The 15,981-nt window shown below is 43.3% G+C and carries 11 protein-coding genes; 6 read left to right on the plus strand and 5 right to left on the minus strand.

From position 1 onward, the window contains the following. Positions 1-6 precede the first annotated feature (6 nt). The gene (locus tag T497_RS0106480; protein WP_028514916.1) at positions 7-2,760 is read right to left on the minus strand and encodes a family 43 glycosylhydrolase; all 2,754 of its coding nucleotides are present in this window, start codon (positions 2,758-2,760) and stop codon (positions 7-9) included. A 254-nt stretch (positions 2,761-3,014) separates the two neighbouring features. Between T497_RS0106480 and T497_RS0106485 the strand changes: the two genes are divergently transcribed. From T497_RS0106485 to T497_RS0106510, 6 genes are all read left to right on the plus strand, one after another. After that, the gene (locus tag T497_RS0106485; protein WP_028514917.1) at positions 3,015-3,953 is read left to right on the plus strand and encodes a DMT family transporter; all 939 of its coding nucleotides are present in this window, start codon (positions 3,015-3,017) and stop codon (positions 3,951-3,953) included. A 57-nt stretch (positions 3,954-4,010) separates the two neighbouring features. Further along, positions 4,011-4,193: a hypothetical protein gene (locus T497_RS0106490; RefSeq protein WP_028514918.1), complete on the plus strand. Its 183-nt coding sequence runs from the start codon at positions 4,011-4,013 to the stop codon at positions 4,191-4,193. Positions 4,194-4,312: 119 nt separating this feature from the next. Next, positions 4,313-4,984: a response regulator transcription factor gene (locus tag T497_RS0106495; RefSeq protein ID WP_028514919.1), complete on the plus strand. Its 672-nt coding sequence runs from the start codon at positions 4,313-4,315 to the stop codon at positions 4,982-4,984. Then, positions 4,981-5,988, plus strand: a complete 1,008-nt coding sequence (locus T497_RS0106500; protein WP_028514920.1) for a sensor histidine kinase — start codon at positions 4,981-4,983, stop codon at positions 5,986-5,988. Before T497_RS0106495 ends, T497_RS0106500 begins: the two co-directional genes overlap by 4 nt. A gap of 127 nt (positions 5,989-6,115) precedes the next feature. Continuing rightward, complete coding sequence (locus T497_RS0106505; RefSeq protein ID WP_028514921.1) at positions 6,116-6,799, plus strand: ABC transporter ATP-binding protein; 684 nt, start codon at positions 6,116-6,118, stop codon at positions 6,797-6,799. Further along, the gene (locus T497_RS0106510; protein ID WP_028514922.1) at positions 6,796-9,606 is read left to right on the plus strand and encodes an FtsX-like permease family protein; all 2,811 of its coding nucleotides are present in this window, start codon (positions 6,796-6,798) and stop codon (positions 9,604-9,606) included. The genes T497_RS0106505 and T497_RS0106510 overlap by 4 nt, the downstream gene beginning before the upstream one ends. A gap of 33 nt (positions 9,607-9,639) precedes the next feature. Here T497_RS0106510 and T497_RS0106515 read toward each other — a convergent pair whose 3' ends face one another. From T497_RS0106515 to T497_RS0106530, 4 genes are all read right to left on the minus strand, one after another. Next, positions 9,640-10,962 carry a threonine/serine ThrE exporter family protein gene (locus T497_RS0106515; RefSeq protein WP_037324573.1) on the minus strand — a complete coding sequence of 441 codons (1,323 nt, stop codon included), beginning with the start codon at positions 10,960-10,962 and terminating at the stop codon, positions 9,640-9,642. Positions 10,963-11,073: 111 nt separating this feature from the next. Beyond that, complete coding sequence (locus tag T497_RS0106520; RefSeq protein ID WP_028514924.1) at positions 11,074-11,700, minus strand: response regulator transcription factor; 627 nt, start codon at positions 11,698-11,700, stop codon at positions 11,074-11,076. Continuing rightward, positions 11,697-13,358, minus strand: coding sequence for a sensor histidine kinase (locus T497_RS0106525; RefSeq protein ID WP_080693315.1), 1,662 nt, complete (start codon positions 13,356-13,358; stop codon positions 11,697-11,699). The genes T497_RS0106520 and T497_RS0106525 overlap by 4 nt, the downstream gene beginning before the upstream one ends. A 72-nt stretch (positions 13,359-13,430) precedes the next feature. After that, positions 13,431-15,875 (minus strand): hypothetical protein, encoded by a 2,445-nt coding sequence (locus T497_RS0106530; protein ID WP_028514926.1) that lies wholly within the window; start codon positions 15,873-15,875, stop codon positions 13,431-13,433. Between the last annotated feature and the right edge of the window lie 106 nt (positions 15,876-15,981).

The following is a 15,981-nucleotide window of genomic DNA, read 5'->3' on the forward strand; positions in this document are numbered from 1 at the left end:
TGCATATTATTGTTTTATAAGAAGTTTTCTGAGCCCCACAACATCAAATACATCAACATTGCCGTCCTCATTTATATCGGCGTTGGAGCTGTTTGTCAGCTTGCCTGCACCGAGAATATATTTCTGGAGCATTACCAGATCTGCGGTATTCATAGCACCGTCGCCATTCACATCGCCCTTTACGGTGAGAACAATTTCTTCGGGAATAGCAGGCTCAAGAACGAATTTCTGAGTATCCGCTCCCGTGAAGCTGTTCACATTAAAACTTGCTTCTTCCGTTGAGCTGTTCTTGTCGATCTCGACACAGCTTTCGTTCAGGAGCAGTGAATAGCTGCCGTCTTTGTTGCAGATGACTTTGAACTTCTGATTATCCGTATCCTTAGCCTCTTCGACAACGAGTTTGTTTGAGCTGTTTACGGCAAGTGCCTGCCCCTTTTGATTCTTGACAGCATAGCTTCCGTCGCTGAGTTTTGTGAAGCTCCATATCTGATCGTTGAGAGTAAAAGGCATTTTTCCTGTACTGTCAGGCTGTACAGAGACTCCTTTTGCGTCAAACTGGACAACATTACCCTTCATATCGAATACAAACTGTTTGCTGTCGATGCTGCGTATCATGTAATTACCATCGGTTATCTGAGGGTGAACAGGGGAAAGGCTCCACAGCTGACAGCCGCCCTCCCAGTAATTCCACTGATTTACGTTGCCCCCGTTTTCCTTTGACCATTCATATACATCAAGTCCGCCTGTATCATTGGAGCACTTGGACACGATACCGTAATCAGAGCCGCATTTCTTTATCTTGAAGAGCTGATTGTCCTTGCCTGTGTACTTCTGGAGCTCTATATTTACGCCGTCGTCTGCGGAGCTTTGAGCCGCTGCGATACACATGGACTCGTCGCCTACTGAAACTATCTTGCAGTAATCCTTGTCAACTGCAATGATACGCCACTGCTGAGCCCAGCTGCTGTTGCGTTCCCACTGCTGGATATTAGTGCCCTCGTCAAGCTTTCCGTTGGGCAGGTCTATCGCCATGTTGCTGTTCTGGTTTATGATATAGTAGAGGACACCGCTGAGAAGCTCCGTTCCGCTGAGCTTTACCGCAGCGCCGCTGCCGCTTACTGTATCAGCCTTATTTATGAGCTGTGAGTTTTTGTCGGTAAAATCGGCAAGTCCCGAACGCTCTGACCCGCTGAACTGTTTGGTCTGAACGCCCCATATTGTCTGGTTGTTGCTGCCAACAGCGGTAAATGACATTACCTTTTTGCCGTTTTCGTCCTTTGCAGCAAGGAAATAGCCTGTATATACCTGATTTCCGATAGTAATTACAGCTGCGGAGTTATCCTGCACCTGCGACCATTTTCCTGTAACAGAGCCGCTGATAGTTCCGTCAGCGATGAGCTTTATACTGCTGTAATTGATTATTTTTCCGTCAGTTGAGCTGCCGTGATTGATGAATTCGTAATCACCGACGATATCCTCTTCATTGTAGCCTGTCTCGGAGATAACGTCTCCTGCGTATTCATATGGAGCAACAACAGGCCAGCCTTGCTCGTTGAAATACATAGAGTGGACTCTTACCTCATGGAACTCAGCTCCGTCGTCAAAACGTGTATGATAGACAAGATACCACTTTCCGTCATCATCTTTCAGTACGGAGTTGTGACCGCACGCCATATAAGCCTTGCTAAGTGAGCTGAACTTATAATTTCCCATGACTTTTAGTCCTGTTGAGTCAAGATTGGGATTAGTGGGAAGTACAGCCTGTCTGCCCGCAGGATCGGTGAATGGTCCCAAAGGTGATGTGGAACGGAAAACACGCATATTATAGCCGCCTGTTGAGGTAAGTCCACCGAATGTCACCCACAGATAATAGTAGCCTGTTTCGGCGTTATACTCAATGAACGGACCTTCGCCTGATTTGCCGTAGCCTCCTGATATCTTTGTACCGAAATAGCTGTCTACCATTCTTCCGTCAGCGGTCTGACCTGTTTTCGGGTGGATGCACTGACCTGTTTTAGGATCGATTTCCAGAGTAAAGATACCGCCCGACCACGAACCGTAGCACATATACATTTTACCGTCGGTATCATAATATATAGTCGGATCAATTGCATTAGGGAAGAGCTGGTTATTGAAGTTATTCTTATTGAACCAGCTGTTATTGAATGTGACCTGTCCCTGAGCTATAAGCTCGTCTACATTTGTGGAGGTGTATTTGCGGTTGACGTTCTTGGTATTGCTTGTGGCATAGCTGTCGTTGTTTGTGAAACCTGAGTAGATGAGGGTATCCACAAAGGTGTAGGGACCTTCGATATTCTTTGAAGCGGCATAAGCAATTACCGAGCGCATATAGGTAGACGATGTACAGAAGTACATGAGGTATGCGCCCTTGCTGCCGTCTTTATTTATATAATCGGCATCCCAAACAACATCGGGAGCCCATACTGCAAAGCCGCCGACGCAGTCCTCAAGGTTTTCACCTGCCCAGTCAAAGGATTTTTTCAGATTCTGCGAGAGGTTTCCGAACTCCACGTTATTTGTGGTTGCATAGCCGTTAGAGAAGCGTTTCCAGTTCTGGAGGTCGCTGGATTTGGCAGCTTCGATATGAGAGCCGAAAACATAGTAGGTGCTTTTGTCCTTGACGATTGAGGGATCGTGGACAGAGACACGAGCGCCGCCTGCAGCAGTTGAGAGACCTGTCATGGCAGGGAGCATAAGGCAGGCAGAGAGGGCTGCCGCCATAAATTTTTTGATTTTCATTTTAGTATCCTCCAATAGAAATTTGTTGATAATATTATAGACTTTTTTGGCGGATTTGTCAATAAATCTGCGGTGTACAAAAGTGTTCTCAATATCAAAAATAATGCTTAAACAGGGCTGATAAGACTGCTTTACATATTTATTCTCAAAGTTAAGACCTGCATTGCAATAGACTCTGGTTTTACATTATACTATTGGAATGAACACTAAACTGTGCTATAATAGTTCTCGTATTATGTTTTAAGGAGCTTTTTATGAAAGACGGTTCTGTATTGACAAAGAAAACAGTGGTTTTGCCGCTGACATTGCTGTGCTGTCTGCTGTGGGGCAGTGCTTTCCCGTGCATAAAGTTAGGTTACGGATTTTCGGCTATCACTTCCGAGGATACATATTCTCAGATGCTCTACGCAGGTCTCAGGTTTACAGGCGCAGGTATTCTGGCACTTCTGATAGGCAGTGTTATAGCTCGTAAGCCGCTTATCCCTCATGCCGATGAAGTGTCGAAGGTCATGAAGCTTTCGCTGTTCCAGACCATACTTCAATATACATTCTTTTATATCGGACTTGCCCGAAGCACAGGCATGAAGAGCTCGGTAATAACTGCTTCAAATGTTTTCCTTTCAATACTGGTGGCGGCACTTATATTCAAAACGGAAAAGCTCACTTTCCGTAAGATATCAGGCTGTATCGTCGGTTTTTCGGGAGTTGTTCTCATTAATCTCAGCGGAATGAGCGGCGGATTTCGGCTGACAGGCGAGGGATTTGTGTTTTTGTCGGCACTTTCTTATGCTTTTTCGGCAGCCTTGATAAAGCGCTATTCTGCTAAACACGATCCTGTAATGCTCAGCGGCTGGCAGTTCATATTCGGTGGGATAGTCATGACGGCTATTGGCTTGATATGCGGCGGCAGGATAACTGTTATTAATACAAATGGAGTCCTTATGCTGCTCTATCTTGCCTTTGTGTCGGCGGCGGCTTTTTCCATATGGGGAACCCTTCTGAAGCATAATCCTGTTTCAACTATATCGGTTTTTGGCTTTATGAACCCTGTTTTCGGAGTAATACTCTCTTTTTTGCTCCTGTCGGAAAGAAGCGCCGCAGGACCTCTCGTGGTATGCGCTTCACTGCTGCTTGTAGCATCGGGAATCATTATAGTAAATACTTCTGTTCACAAAAAATCAACTTTAATTTAAGATTTATTTAAGGTTCCTATTTTACAATAAAAGCAACAAGGAGAGGGGGAATCGGTAATGAAAAAGCTATTTCTTATTCTTACATTATGCGGGATCCTTGTCTCAATGAGCGGCTGCGGCACAGAGCCTGTAATTGATAATGAGGACGAAGCTGTCAACGGTTCGGTAATCTACGTATCTCCTGCCGATGGTACGACGCAGGCAAATGTTTCACCTGTAAGAAATACAGCTGAGGCATGAACACAAATAATAATTCAGATAAAAGCAGCTTTTATAGCTGCTTTTATTTTTTCGTTGCATTTTTCAGGCAGATGTGTTATTATATAATGGACAATTATTCAGAACGGAGCTGTATCACCTTGAATAGGATATTACTTGTAGAAGATGATAAAGAAATAATCGCTAATCTCACCGAATTTCTCACAGGTGAGGGATTCAGCGTCAAAAATGCCAACGGACAGACAAAGGCTCTGGAAATGGTGGAGAACGAGAGCTTTGACCTTGTGCTGCTTGATGTCTCTCTTGCAGAGGGCAACGGCTTTGCAGTCTGTTCGGCTATAAAGGCTAATACCTGTATCCCTGTTATTTTCCTTACTGCTTCGGGAGACGAATTCAGCACGGTAACAGGCTTTGACCTCGGCGCTGATGACTATATAGCAAAGCCATTCCGTCCCCGAGAGCTTGTTTCACGTATCAAGAACGTACTGCGCCTTACAGGCAGTACAGGCTCTGTAACTCAGCTTGGAGATGTGCTTGTTGACACCGTAAAAGGAACAGCCAGCAAAAACGGCAGGGATCTGTTCCTTTCAGCTCTTGAATACAGACTACTGCTGGTTTTCATCAATAACAGGGGAGCTGTTATGACAAGAACTAAGCTTTTAGAGTCAATATGGGATATAGCAGGAGAATTTGTCAATGACAATACACTTACAGTTTATATCAAGCGCCTGCGTGAGAAAATAGAGGACGATCCTGCAAATCCGACAATAATCAAGACCGTAAGAGGTATTGGATACAGGGTAGACTTATGAGAAATCTGCTTAGAAATTCGGAGATACTCTCTTCTTTCACTATATATACGGTTTTGTCATTGATAACCGTTGTGGGAGCGTATCTTTACGACAGAAAGCTTGCTTTGCCGGCACTTTTCGTTTGCGCAGTATTCACAGTCATACATATGAACTGTATCTATATCCGCTACAAGCGAATTTCAAAGCTTTCGGCTGACATTGACAGGATACTTCACGGAGAAGAGGATATACATTTTGAGAATTATTCCGAGGGAGATATAGGACTGCTTCAAAGTGAGGTCTACAAGATGACAGTTCGTCTTCGTGAACAGCAGAGCAAGCTTATGGATGAAAAAGTCAGCCTTGCCGACCTTCTTGCAGATATATCACACCAGATAAGAACTCCGCTCACATCAATAAATATACTTGTCTCCATGTTATCCGAGCCCGACCTTACATACGAAAAGCGTGAACAGCTCGTACATAAGCTCTACGGACTTCTTTCGCGTATCGACTGGCTTATTACTGCGCTGCTGAAGATGTCAAAGCTTGACGCAGGAACTATCAGGTTCCACAGCGAGGATATAAGTATGCAGGAGCTTCTTGACAAAGCCTGTATGCCTGTCCGCGTGCCTATTGAGCTCCGTGGTCAGGAGCTTATTATAGAAGCCGAGGGCGAGCTGAGCTGTGATGTGGCGTGGAGCTGCGAGGCTATCGGCAACATCGTGAAAAACTGCATGGAGCACACTCCCGACAGCGGTACTATAAAGGTCTGCGGCAAGAGAAATCCTCTTTACTCCGAGATAGTCATTACCGACAGCGGCAGCGGCATCTCGGCTGAGGACCTGCCTCATATATTCGAGCGATTCTATAAGGGCAGAACTTCCGAGGACAAGGGCGGCTTCGGTATCGGACTTGCTCTTGCAAGAATGATAGTCACAGAGCAGAACGGCACGCTAAAGGCTGAAAACGCACCGGACGGCGGAGCTATGTTTACCATGAGATTCTATGAATCTACCGTATAATATGCAGTAGTTAGGGCGCACATCGTGCGTCCTTGTTTTATGTGACGTTTTTGTTATTTTAAAGTCACCGTACAGTCATATTGACATGATAGAATATGTACATAAACCAAGAAAAGGAGCACTTACCATGGAGATACTCAGAGTTGAAAATTTATGCAAGGTATACGGCAGCGGCGAAAATGAAGTTCACGCACTTGACAATGTGAGCTTTTCGGTTGAAAAGGGCGAGTTTATCGCAATAATCGGTCCTTCGGGTTCGGGAAAGTCCACTTTGCTTCATATACTCGGCGGAGTTGACAAGCCTACATCGGGCAAGGTATTCATGGACGGCAAGGACGTCTATGCGCAGAATGATGAACAGCTTGCCATATTCCGCCGCAGACAGGTCGGACTTATATATCAGTTCTACAATCTTATACCTGTTCTCAATGTCACAGAGAATATCACGCTTCCAGTACTTATGGATGGTCAGCAGGTAAATGACGACAGACTTAACGAGCTTATAGCAACACTTAAACTTAAAGGCAGAGAGAATCATCTTCCTAATCAGCTTTCAGGAGGTCAGCAGCAGAGAGTATCTATCGGCAGAGCGCTGATGAATGCTCCTGCGGTAGTACTTGCAGACGAGCCTACAGGAAATCTCGACAGCAAGAACAGTCAGGAGATAGTAGACCTGTTAAAGCTATCGAATCAGAAATACAACCAGACGCTCATTATCATTACTCATGATGAGAATATCGCATTGCAGGCAGACCGTATACTCGCTATCGAGGACGGTATCATAACCCGTGACGAGGTGATACGCAAATGAACATCTTCAATAAAGTAACACTTCAATCGCTGAAAAAGAACCGCACAAGGACATTTGTTACTATAATCGGCATAATGCTCTCAACTGCTCTTATCTGTGCAGTCACAACTTCGTTTGCGTCTGTAAGGCAGTACGCTATCAGTTATTTCGAGTATACCGAGGGCAAATGGCACGGCATAGAGAAAAATATCGACAACAACAGCTTTAAGAAGATAGATGAGGCTGACGAGGTAAAGGACAAGGCGGTACTCAGCTATATAGGCTATGCCGATATCGGAAGCACGAACAGCTACAAGCCGTATCTCTATATATCGGGATTTCATGAGGACGAGCAGGGAATAGCTCCTATCCACGTAATATCGGGACGTATGCCGCAGAACAGCAGTGAAATAATGCTCCCCGATCATCTTGCAGACAACGGAGAGGTGCATTATAATGAGGGCGATGTTTTAAAGCTTGAGATAGGCGACAGAGTTGCAGATACAGACGAGCTTCTAAAATTGGATAGCGATAAAATGGACTATTCTCTCAGAGAGAATATTGATATACAGAGCCTTATCAATGATAATATTGATCTTATCAACAGCCAGATTTTCAGACAGGATACACCGTATATCGCTGTTGACGGTGATAACGGAAAAACTATCAATGCCGAAAAGCTCAATATAAGAGAGACACGGGAGTATACAGTTGTCGGATTTTATTCCCGACCTGATTTTGAGGATACCTTTGCTCCGGGATATACAGCACTGACTGTTCCCGATAAATATACCGAGGATACTTATTATACAGTTTTCTACCGCATGAAGCATATGGATGATATCTATGACTTTATGGAGAAATGCGGATTTGATGATAACGGTATTACCAGCGGAGCTCACAGTGACCTTCTCATGTTCAGAGGCGTTTCAAAGTACGCCAGCTTTTACGGCATGATATACGGTCTTATGGCAGTAGTTATCGTACTTATCATGTTCGGCTCGATAATGCTTATATATAACGCATTTTCTATATCGGTTTCCGAGAGAACAAAGCAGTTCGGACTGCTTTCATCGATCGGTGCTACAAAGAAGCAGCTTCGCAAAATGGTTCGTTTTGAAGCAACGACACTCAGCTTCATTGGCATTCCTTTGGGTATTGGTTTGGGAATCCTTGGTATGTGGATAACATTCCTTGCTATCGGCAGTAAATTCGCTATTTTTTCGGGAGAAAAATTCAGCGAGCCTATGCGTGTATGCGTATCTCCCACAGCTCTTATCGCTGCCTGTGTTATCGCTTTTGTGACTATAAGGATATCTGCCTGGATACCATCTGTCAGAGCCACAAGGATAACCGCAGTTGAAGCTATCCGTCAGAATTCCGACATAAAGCAGACAAAGCACATAAAAACTCCGAAGATCATTTTCAAGGTATTCGGACTTTCGGGAATGCTTGCTCATAAATACTTCAAGCGAAGCAAAAAGAAGTACCGTGCAACTATAATCAGTCTTTTTATGAGCATAGTTCTCTTTATTTCGGCTTATGCATTTACATCTTATCTTGTGTCATCAGTAGGCGATGCATATGACACATACAATATGGATTATATCTATACTCTTTACGAGAGACCTGATAAGAACAGCAATGTAGATGTTGACGAGCTTCTGAGAGATATAAAAAATACCGAACATATTACAGGTGCAAGCTATTATACAAACAGCTATCAAACTGCATATATAAATGAAGATTATCTGAATAAGGAAATGCTTTCTTCAGAAAACGACTCACTTATGGAAGAAGCATACGACATGAAGAAAAAAGACGGCTTCAGAGTAATAAATGTGAGCGCTTGCTTTGTTGATGACGAGACTTTCAGAGATTTTCTGAAAAAATACGGCCTTTCCGAAAGTGAATTCATGGATAAGGATGCACCGCTGGGAATAGCTTTTGATGATTCCTTTGACCTTGATACAGAAACAGGCAGAATGGTACGCAAAAAGCTGTTCAATACCGACAGCTTTGAAATGGAGTTCACAGCACACAAGAGCTTCAAGGGCTACTATTATACGGAAACTCATATTGACGGCAAGGTAGTATACAGCTCGCAGGACGGACTTGATAAAAAAGAGTGGAATGCAGCGGATTGTTCAAGAGATGTTACTCTTAAAATAGGAAAGGTCATTGACGATACTCCTTTTTTCCCTAATTATTACGGCTCTGCTGTAATATATCCGTACAGCTCGATGAACAGCATTCTCGGTGAAGATGAAGAGGGCGCAAATGGAGTTGAATATTCCATTAATTCTGATGATGTTTTCGGCGGCTATAAAGCTCTCGAAAAAATGTTTAATGAAAATGACAAATACGTTGGCGACCTATACAATTATGCAGAGTTCGCTGAAACAAGCAGAAGCATTATCGTTATTGTAAAGGTATTTGCATACGGATTCATCGTGCTTATCTCACTGATAGCAGCTGCAAATGTTTTCAACACCATTACCACTAATATCAATCTCAGAAGAAGAGAATTTGCAATGCTCAAATCCGTTGGAATGACATCAAAGGGCATGAAGAAAATGCTCAATTTTGAGTGTATTCTTTACGGTACAAAGGCTCTACTTTACGGACTTCCTGTGTCAGCAATAGTTACATATTTTATTTATTGCTCAATAAAAAAGGGAATAGATACTTATTTCTCAATTCCGTGGGGAGCTGTAGGTATCGCGGTACTCAGCGTATTCCTTGTAGTCTTTTCAACAATGATGTATTCTATGAGCAAAATAAAGAAGGATAATCCCATAGACGCACTAAAAAACGAAAATCTGTAACAGAAAAAGCTCTCCATTCGGAGAGCTTTTCGTTTAGCTGCTTTTGCGGAAATTCCTGTCTGTGAGTATCCTTGCAAAGATGAGACCAAGTGGAAGTGCTGTAACTATCAGTACAGCCTTTGTGAGCCACATTGCGCCTGTTGTAATGTCGTTTATAACGATATAATAAACGCCCTTGTACATGAACATTCCCGGAACCATTATGACTATGGACGGTACGGTTAGAGTAATTCTCGGATATCCTATCCAGTGATGTATTGCAGAAGCAAGGAGTCCTGCTGATAAAGCTCCGATAAATGCTGCAAGTCCTACATGGACTCCTGCCATATCAATAAGCTCTAATCTGAGAGTATTTGCACACATTCCTATCATGCCTGCCGTTGCCGCCATTTTTCTGGTGCTGTTGAACATCAGGGAGAAGCCATATACTCCACAGAAGCTGTTTATCATGATAAATATCAGGCGGAGCAGGGGAGAAAGCTCATAGACTTCAAAATCCTGTGGGTGAAAACTGAACATTGTTGCACACAGCCAGCCTGTAAGTGTAGCAACTATTATGATAAGCAGGCCATAGGTTATTCGTTCAAGACCTGAACGCAAATCAAGCTTTGCAAGGTCCATACCGCCTGTTATCAGCGGAAAACCCGGGATAACAAAGAGCATCGAGCAGATATATCCTGCCTGATGTATGGCTGAAACTCCCATGATAAGCTCTGCAAGCTTGATGAAAATGACATATGTACAGCAAGCTGAGGCAACTCCTGCGGCAACATTTGCAAAGAGGGTTATATGATGTTCAAGAAGCTTCTTTCTCACAAAATTGCCGATCCCTGCGCCGAAAAAAGCACATATCATCTCAATAATGCCGCCTCCGAGAAGAAAAGTGAAGGCACAGCAGGCAAATGCTGAAGCAAGCCCGAGATTCCAGGCCTTGTAGTTGCCTTTCATATCCTGAAATTTGTCAAGCATCATGTGGAACTGCTGAACGGAGTATTTCTCAACTCTTTCTGCAAATCCATCGGCAAAATGCTCCAGCTCATTGAGCTTATCAGTGTTTACGCCCGTTGTATTTATGGAAATAGCGTTTGTATAGGTCTCGCTGCCACTTATACAGGTATACTCGATAGAGAGCAGACCTATATCGGCGTTGCAGGTTATCCCAAGAGCGCGTGATATCTTGTTCATCGAAGCTCTTACGCGCCATGCGGCTGTACCAACAGAAAGCATCATCAAGCCAACTCTTCCGACAAGGGAGGCTTTTTCCTGCAAAGAAGCATCTTTTGCAGGCGTGTTGCTTTCGGTATCTACGATATCGTGCCATTCGATCGCCATATGCTGTTTTCTTAGTTTACTCATATAACGCTCCTTTATATGCTTTAGTCTGAGTATCAAGCTATATTATACCACTTTTGCGTATATAAAGCAATAGAAAAATTAAAACGGAAGTATGAACTTCCGTTTTAAAAATTATATAAGATTATTTTTAATTGCAAATACCGCAAGCTGAGTGCGGTCCTTTACATTAAGCTTTTCAAGGAGCTTTGATACGCTGTTTCTTACAGTACCCTCAGCAAGGAAAAGCTGTGAAGCAATTTCCTTATTATCGAATCCGTCGCAGATAAGCCTTAGAATGTCAACGTCACGGTCACTGAGGTCGAAGTTTTTAGCGTCCTGCTGTAGAAGAACATCTTTTTTGATAGAACGGAAGATATTATCGCAGAATACATTAATTCCGCCTGCAACAGCCTTTATGGAGTTTATTATCTTATCGTTGTCCATTTCCTTTAGGATATAACCGTCTGCACCACTGGAAATAGCCTTTTCTACGGTTTCCTTGTCATCAAATGTAGTAAGCACGAGGACCTTGATATCAGGAAGAGTATCCTTTATCTTTCTTGTACCGTAGCCGCCGTCATAATCGGGCATTCTCATATCCATAAGCACTACATCAGGTTTATAGCGGACACACATCTCATAGGCTTCCTTGCCGTCGGAAGCCTCGGCTACAACGTTGATATCCTCGTCGCTTATGAGGACTGTCTTTAATCCTGCACGGAGAATCTTAACGTCGTCTGCTAATATAACGTTTATCATATCTGCACCCCTTTTAATGGTATTTTTATAATAGTATTGAAGCCTTCGCCCTTTATGGAGCTGAACTTAACAGTTCCGCCCAGCTTTTCCGTTCTTTCGCGGATACCGCGGAGCCCGTTATGCTCGGAAATATTCTCACAGCCTTTGCCGTTATCGAGAATATACATTTCGATGCGTTCATCAAGGAATTTCAGGATTATATCTATCCTTGAAGCCTCGGAATAGCGCAGGGAGTTAGTGACTGTTTCACGGCAGTTGTCATACATCTCTCTTATACAGAAGCTGTAGCGTTCATCTTCCTCGCCCTGAACACAGAGTTCTGTTTCAATGCCTCTTACAGCTGTAATGACCGTCTGAACAGCCTTTGTGACCGAGGTCATGAACTCGTCGTCGCGGAGGTTATTGATAGTACAGCGGAGCTGAGTTACGCCGCTTCTTGAAAGTCCGTCGATCTCCTGTATGTTTTCCACCATTTTCGATGTATCGGGAGTTTCTTTATCTGCTTCAAATTTGAGCAGTCTTGCAAGAGAGCTTATCATAGTGAAGGTATGACCTGCTGAATCGTGCATTTCCTGTGCGATACGGGTTCGTTCCTGCTCAAGGCTGAGCTTTTTCTCAGCCGCGGCAAGCTCATGGTACTCCGTGACATTGCTTATGGTAACTACGCTTGCTACTTTATTACCGTTTTGGTTATCACAGTATGTCTGCTTGAGACTGTAATACTCCTTGTCACATTTCAATTCCAGAGATGTGAAGTCAGCAGGCGCAGGGCTTCCGCTGACCTCTGAAACAGCGCTCAGAAAGCTTTCAAAGCTTGTTGTACCGTTAAGGAACGGCAGTGTATCAGCGTATTTGTTTTTGTAGGTTATAGTGCCGCTGTTGTCGAAAATGATAACGCCGCTGTTGATGTTATTGATAGTGTCGCGGATAGCGATGTTGTTGATGTTAAGAAGTCCGTATCGTCCGAGGGCGATTATTATGAGCAGGCTTGACAAGCCAAAGAACAAAGGCGTAAGAGTAGCCTTTGAGGTGAAAATCCCTGTAAGCGAAAGGGTGTTTATGCCCAGCGGTATCGCCGCAGAAAGTATCAGCAGAATGGACTGCTTGGTTATCTGAACGGAATTTCGGGTATGTTTAAGGCATATTATTGTTATGCCTGCGATTATGCAGATGTAGTAAATTATCTGATATACATAGAAAAGGGGACCGTATGTGAATCTATGGTCAATAAAGTCTGTATAGTACAGATGGTGCATAGGGTTTGTGAACACAATGCATATAGATGATATGGTTATCAGCGGCAGAAGCCAGAGAAGCTTCATTTTTTTCTGACCGTTGTAGGTGTATTCCTGTGATAGCCACAGCCACAGCGGTCCGAAGCAGCTTATACCGATATTGCCGATAGTGTAGCTTATCCAGTACTGCTGTTTAGTATACGAAAAAAGTATCAGAAGCTCAGATATCAGCCAAAGTACGATTGATGACTGACAGAAAAGGAATAAATGTGTCAGTCGATTTTTATTGCCGCGTCTTAGTATCCATGTTATTGAGCCCAGCATTCCGCAAAGACCAAGTGCAAGGAGTACGGCTGAAGTTATGGTTGGCGTTGTAATGCACCTCCATTTACAGTGATAATATATATAATTATTATAACACATTAATAGTTTTTCGGCAACCTTTTTTTGTAAAAATATAAAAATGCTCCGCTGTCAAGCGGAGCATTGAAGGATTTACCATGTCCAGCCGCTGAATCTCTTAGCGACTGAGGACTTTAAAGTCTGATTATTTTTCTTGCAGTATTCGTTGCCTGCTGCAAGAGCTATAAGTGTGATACCTGCCAAGAAGAGGTATATCCACCAGTTAAGTGCCATGAGGTATTCTCTTGTAGCGTAAACTGTGATAGCGAAGAGTGAAGCTGCTGAAGCTATGAACCAGGTCTTTGATCTTGCCATTATTGATACTATGAGTACGAAAAGCATTACTGACATTATGAAGATAGTATTTACTGCTGAATCGAAATGGAGTGCGTCAACGAGAAGGGCGATGAATGCTGTGAGGTAAATGCTGTTTGAAGCGTATTTTGATACGCTTGGGAACTGGTGCCAGATAAAGCGGCAGGCAAGTCCGACCAGTGCAACGATACCTATGGATATCTTCCATGAGATCTCCTTTGATTCTGGAACGAGGAACGGTCTGAACATAAGTGCCAGAGCTGTGAGTGAAGCTGTTGCTGTAAGGAGTATAGATGCAGCTTCCTTTGAAGTGTTCTTCTTTATGAATGAAGCACAGTATATTGCTATGGCGATAAGGAAAAAGAATACAGAGTTCCTTGATGTGTCACGATACATCATAATTATTGCTATCCAGCCCGAGAAAAGCATTGGATCAAAGATAAATCTGTCGTTTGACTTTACAATTACACCGTTGTTGTAAATGAGCTTGGAAATAGCCATGTAGATACAGAATACTATCATGAATACAAAAGTTGTTGCGAGCTTGCTCTGTGTGCCTTCATCAAGTATTGCGTATATACAGCTGAGCAGTGAGATTGCTGAAAGAACAGCTGTAATGTTGCAGCGGAGCTTGTTTGATACTGCAAAGTGAATGAAGCACAGGAGTGCCGGAAGAAGAACGATTTCCTTTGCTGTCGGAATTAACATGAGCAAAAGTCCTGATACGACCATATTAACGTAGAGAACTATATCATTGCTGCGTGGGTGTTTTGCGTAGAAGTTGAATGCGAATTTGGGGAGATAAGCGATAAGGATAGCTGCTGCGATAAGAACTGCTGCATATATGCTCCATGCTGCTGAGTAAGCGATGTTTTCATCGATTTTATATGCCTTTGATACATAATACGCTGTCATTCCTGTGATGAATGCAGGTATTACAGGAGCTGCAAAGCCTGCGATAGACTGGATTATTCCATTTTTATGGAAGATATATGCTGCTGCTATAGCTGAAACTGCTGCTGCAAAAAGCATTTCAGGTATGAAAGCTTCGGGACTTGCTGAGTATATGCATACAAATGCGCTGATAACTGCTGTTAAAAGGCTTATTGATTCTGTAAAAGCATTTTTCAGGAATGGTACGAAGCAATGTGCAAGGTAGATCACTAATGCGAATGCACAGAATGAAAGAATACCATATCTTGTCTCTGTTTCCTGAGCTATGTTGAGTGATGTCATATATGCAAGAAGAACAGTTACCATAGTGCTTATGGAAGTAAGAACGTCCTCCTTTGTCTTCTTTGCGTAGAAAAGAAGCTGAGCTATTATTGTTGCAAGAATAATGTAGCTTACGAATGTTGGGTGACGGAGAGCCTGAAAAACGTAGGCAACAGGGAAACATCCGTAGATAAATGCTGAACATGAGCCGATGACTTTGATAGCGAGTTCGTTTTTCTTTCCCTTGAATATTTCTGCGCCGTATATAGCTGCTGTGATGAGTGCCTGAAGTGCAAGGAATACGGGAGATGTTACCATAAGGTCATTGCTTATCTGCAATACTGCGAAAAGCGCTGTAAGAGCTGTTGCTGAAAGAGCTGTGTAGATAAGCGGAAGCTTGCTGAATATTCTGTTGCCTATAAACATCATTACTGCTGATAAACCTGTTGCTATGGCGAAAAGCGCATACATTCCGTCGCCGCCGAATGACAGCCATTCGCCCATGAGCTCATAGTAGCCTGCTGTAAGGAATGCTGTAGCAATAAAACCTGAGCCGAGAACGAAGAAAGAAGTAGATGTTCCGTTAAGCTTGAGGAATTTGCCTACAACTGCGCTGAGCAGGAACGATACTGCGGAAGCTGCCACGATGATAGCAACTCTTCCCTCATGTGAGGTGTGCACCCATTTTGCAACGCCGAATGCAAGACCTGAGAGAACAACAAATGCTGTTCCGATAAGGAAGAGTATATTTGATACTGTCATGTCGTGCTTCTTTGCAGCCTTTGGAGGCTGAGGCATTGAGCTATTCTGATATGCCTGCGGCGGAGGAGGACAGTTTGGATAAGGCGGCTGAGGATAGCCAAAGTATCCGTTCTGTGGCGGGCAATTATAATGCGGAGCCTGCTTTGACTTGCCGCTGTCACACGTTTTTACTACTCCGATTATTATCAGCGGAATAATTATAGGTGTGATAAGTATAAGTATAGTGATAATAGGATTATTTAACATAACCATCATCCTTTCTTTATGCATGAGATGTTTTTTCTGTGACTATATAATAACACGTTTTTTAGAGAAATGTAAGGTGTCATTTGTCATTTCTTGAGTGACATTT

Source organism: Ruminococcus flavefaciens MA2007, assembly GCF_000621845.1.
In the GTDB taxonomy this organism is placed as follows: domain Bacteria; phylum Bacillota; class Clostridia; order Oscillospirales; family Ruminococcaceae; genus Ruminococcus; species Ruminococcus flavefaciens_E.

What these genes read in the sequence shown, in the direction of transcription:
- T497_RS0106515 (WP_037324573.1), bottom strand. Translation starts at nt 10,962, where the DNA reads ATGAGTAAACTAAGAAAACAGCATATGGCGATCGAATGGCACGATATC.
- T497_RS0106505 (WP_028514921.1), top strand. Translation starts at nt 6,116, where the DNA reads ATGGAGATACTCAGAGTTGAAAATTTATGCAAGGTATACGGCAGCGGC.
- T497_RS0106520 (WP_028514924.1), bottom strand. Translation starts at nt 11,700, where the DNA reads ATGATAAACGTTATATTAGCAGACGACGTTAAGATTCTCCGTGCAGGA.
- T497_RS0106480 (WP_028514916.1), bottom strand. Translation starts at nt 2,760, where the DNA reads ATGAAAATCAAAAAATTTATGGCGGCAGCCCTCTCTGCCTGCCTTATG.
- T497_RS0106490 (WP_028514918.1), top strand. Translation starts at nt 4,011, where the DNA reads ATGAAAAAGCTATTTCTTATTCTTACATTATGCGGGATCCTTGTCTCA.
- T497_RS0106485 (WP_028514917.1), top strand. Translation starts at nt 3,015, where the DNA reads ATGAAAGACGGTTCTGTATTGACAAAGAAAACAGTGGTTTTGCCGCTG.
- T497_RS0106510 (WP_028514922.1), top strand. Translation starts at nt 6,796, where the DNA reads ATGAACATCTTCAATAAAGTAACACTTCAATCGCTGAAAAAGAACCGC.
- T497_RS0106500 (WP_028514920.1), top strand. Translation starts at nt 4,981, where the DNA reads ATGAGAAATCTGCTTAGAAATTCGGAGATACTCTCTTCTTTCACTATA.
- T497_RS0106530 (WP_028514926.1), bottom strand. Translation starts at nt 15,875, where the DNA reads ATGTTAAATAATCCTATTATCACTATACTTATACTTATCACACCTATA.
- T497_RS0106525 (WP_080693315.1), bottom strand. Translation starts at nt 13,358, where the DNA reads ATGTGTTATAATAATTATATATATTATCACTGTAAATGGAGGTGCATT.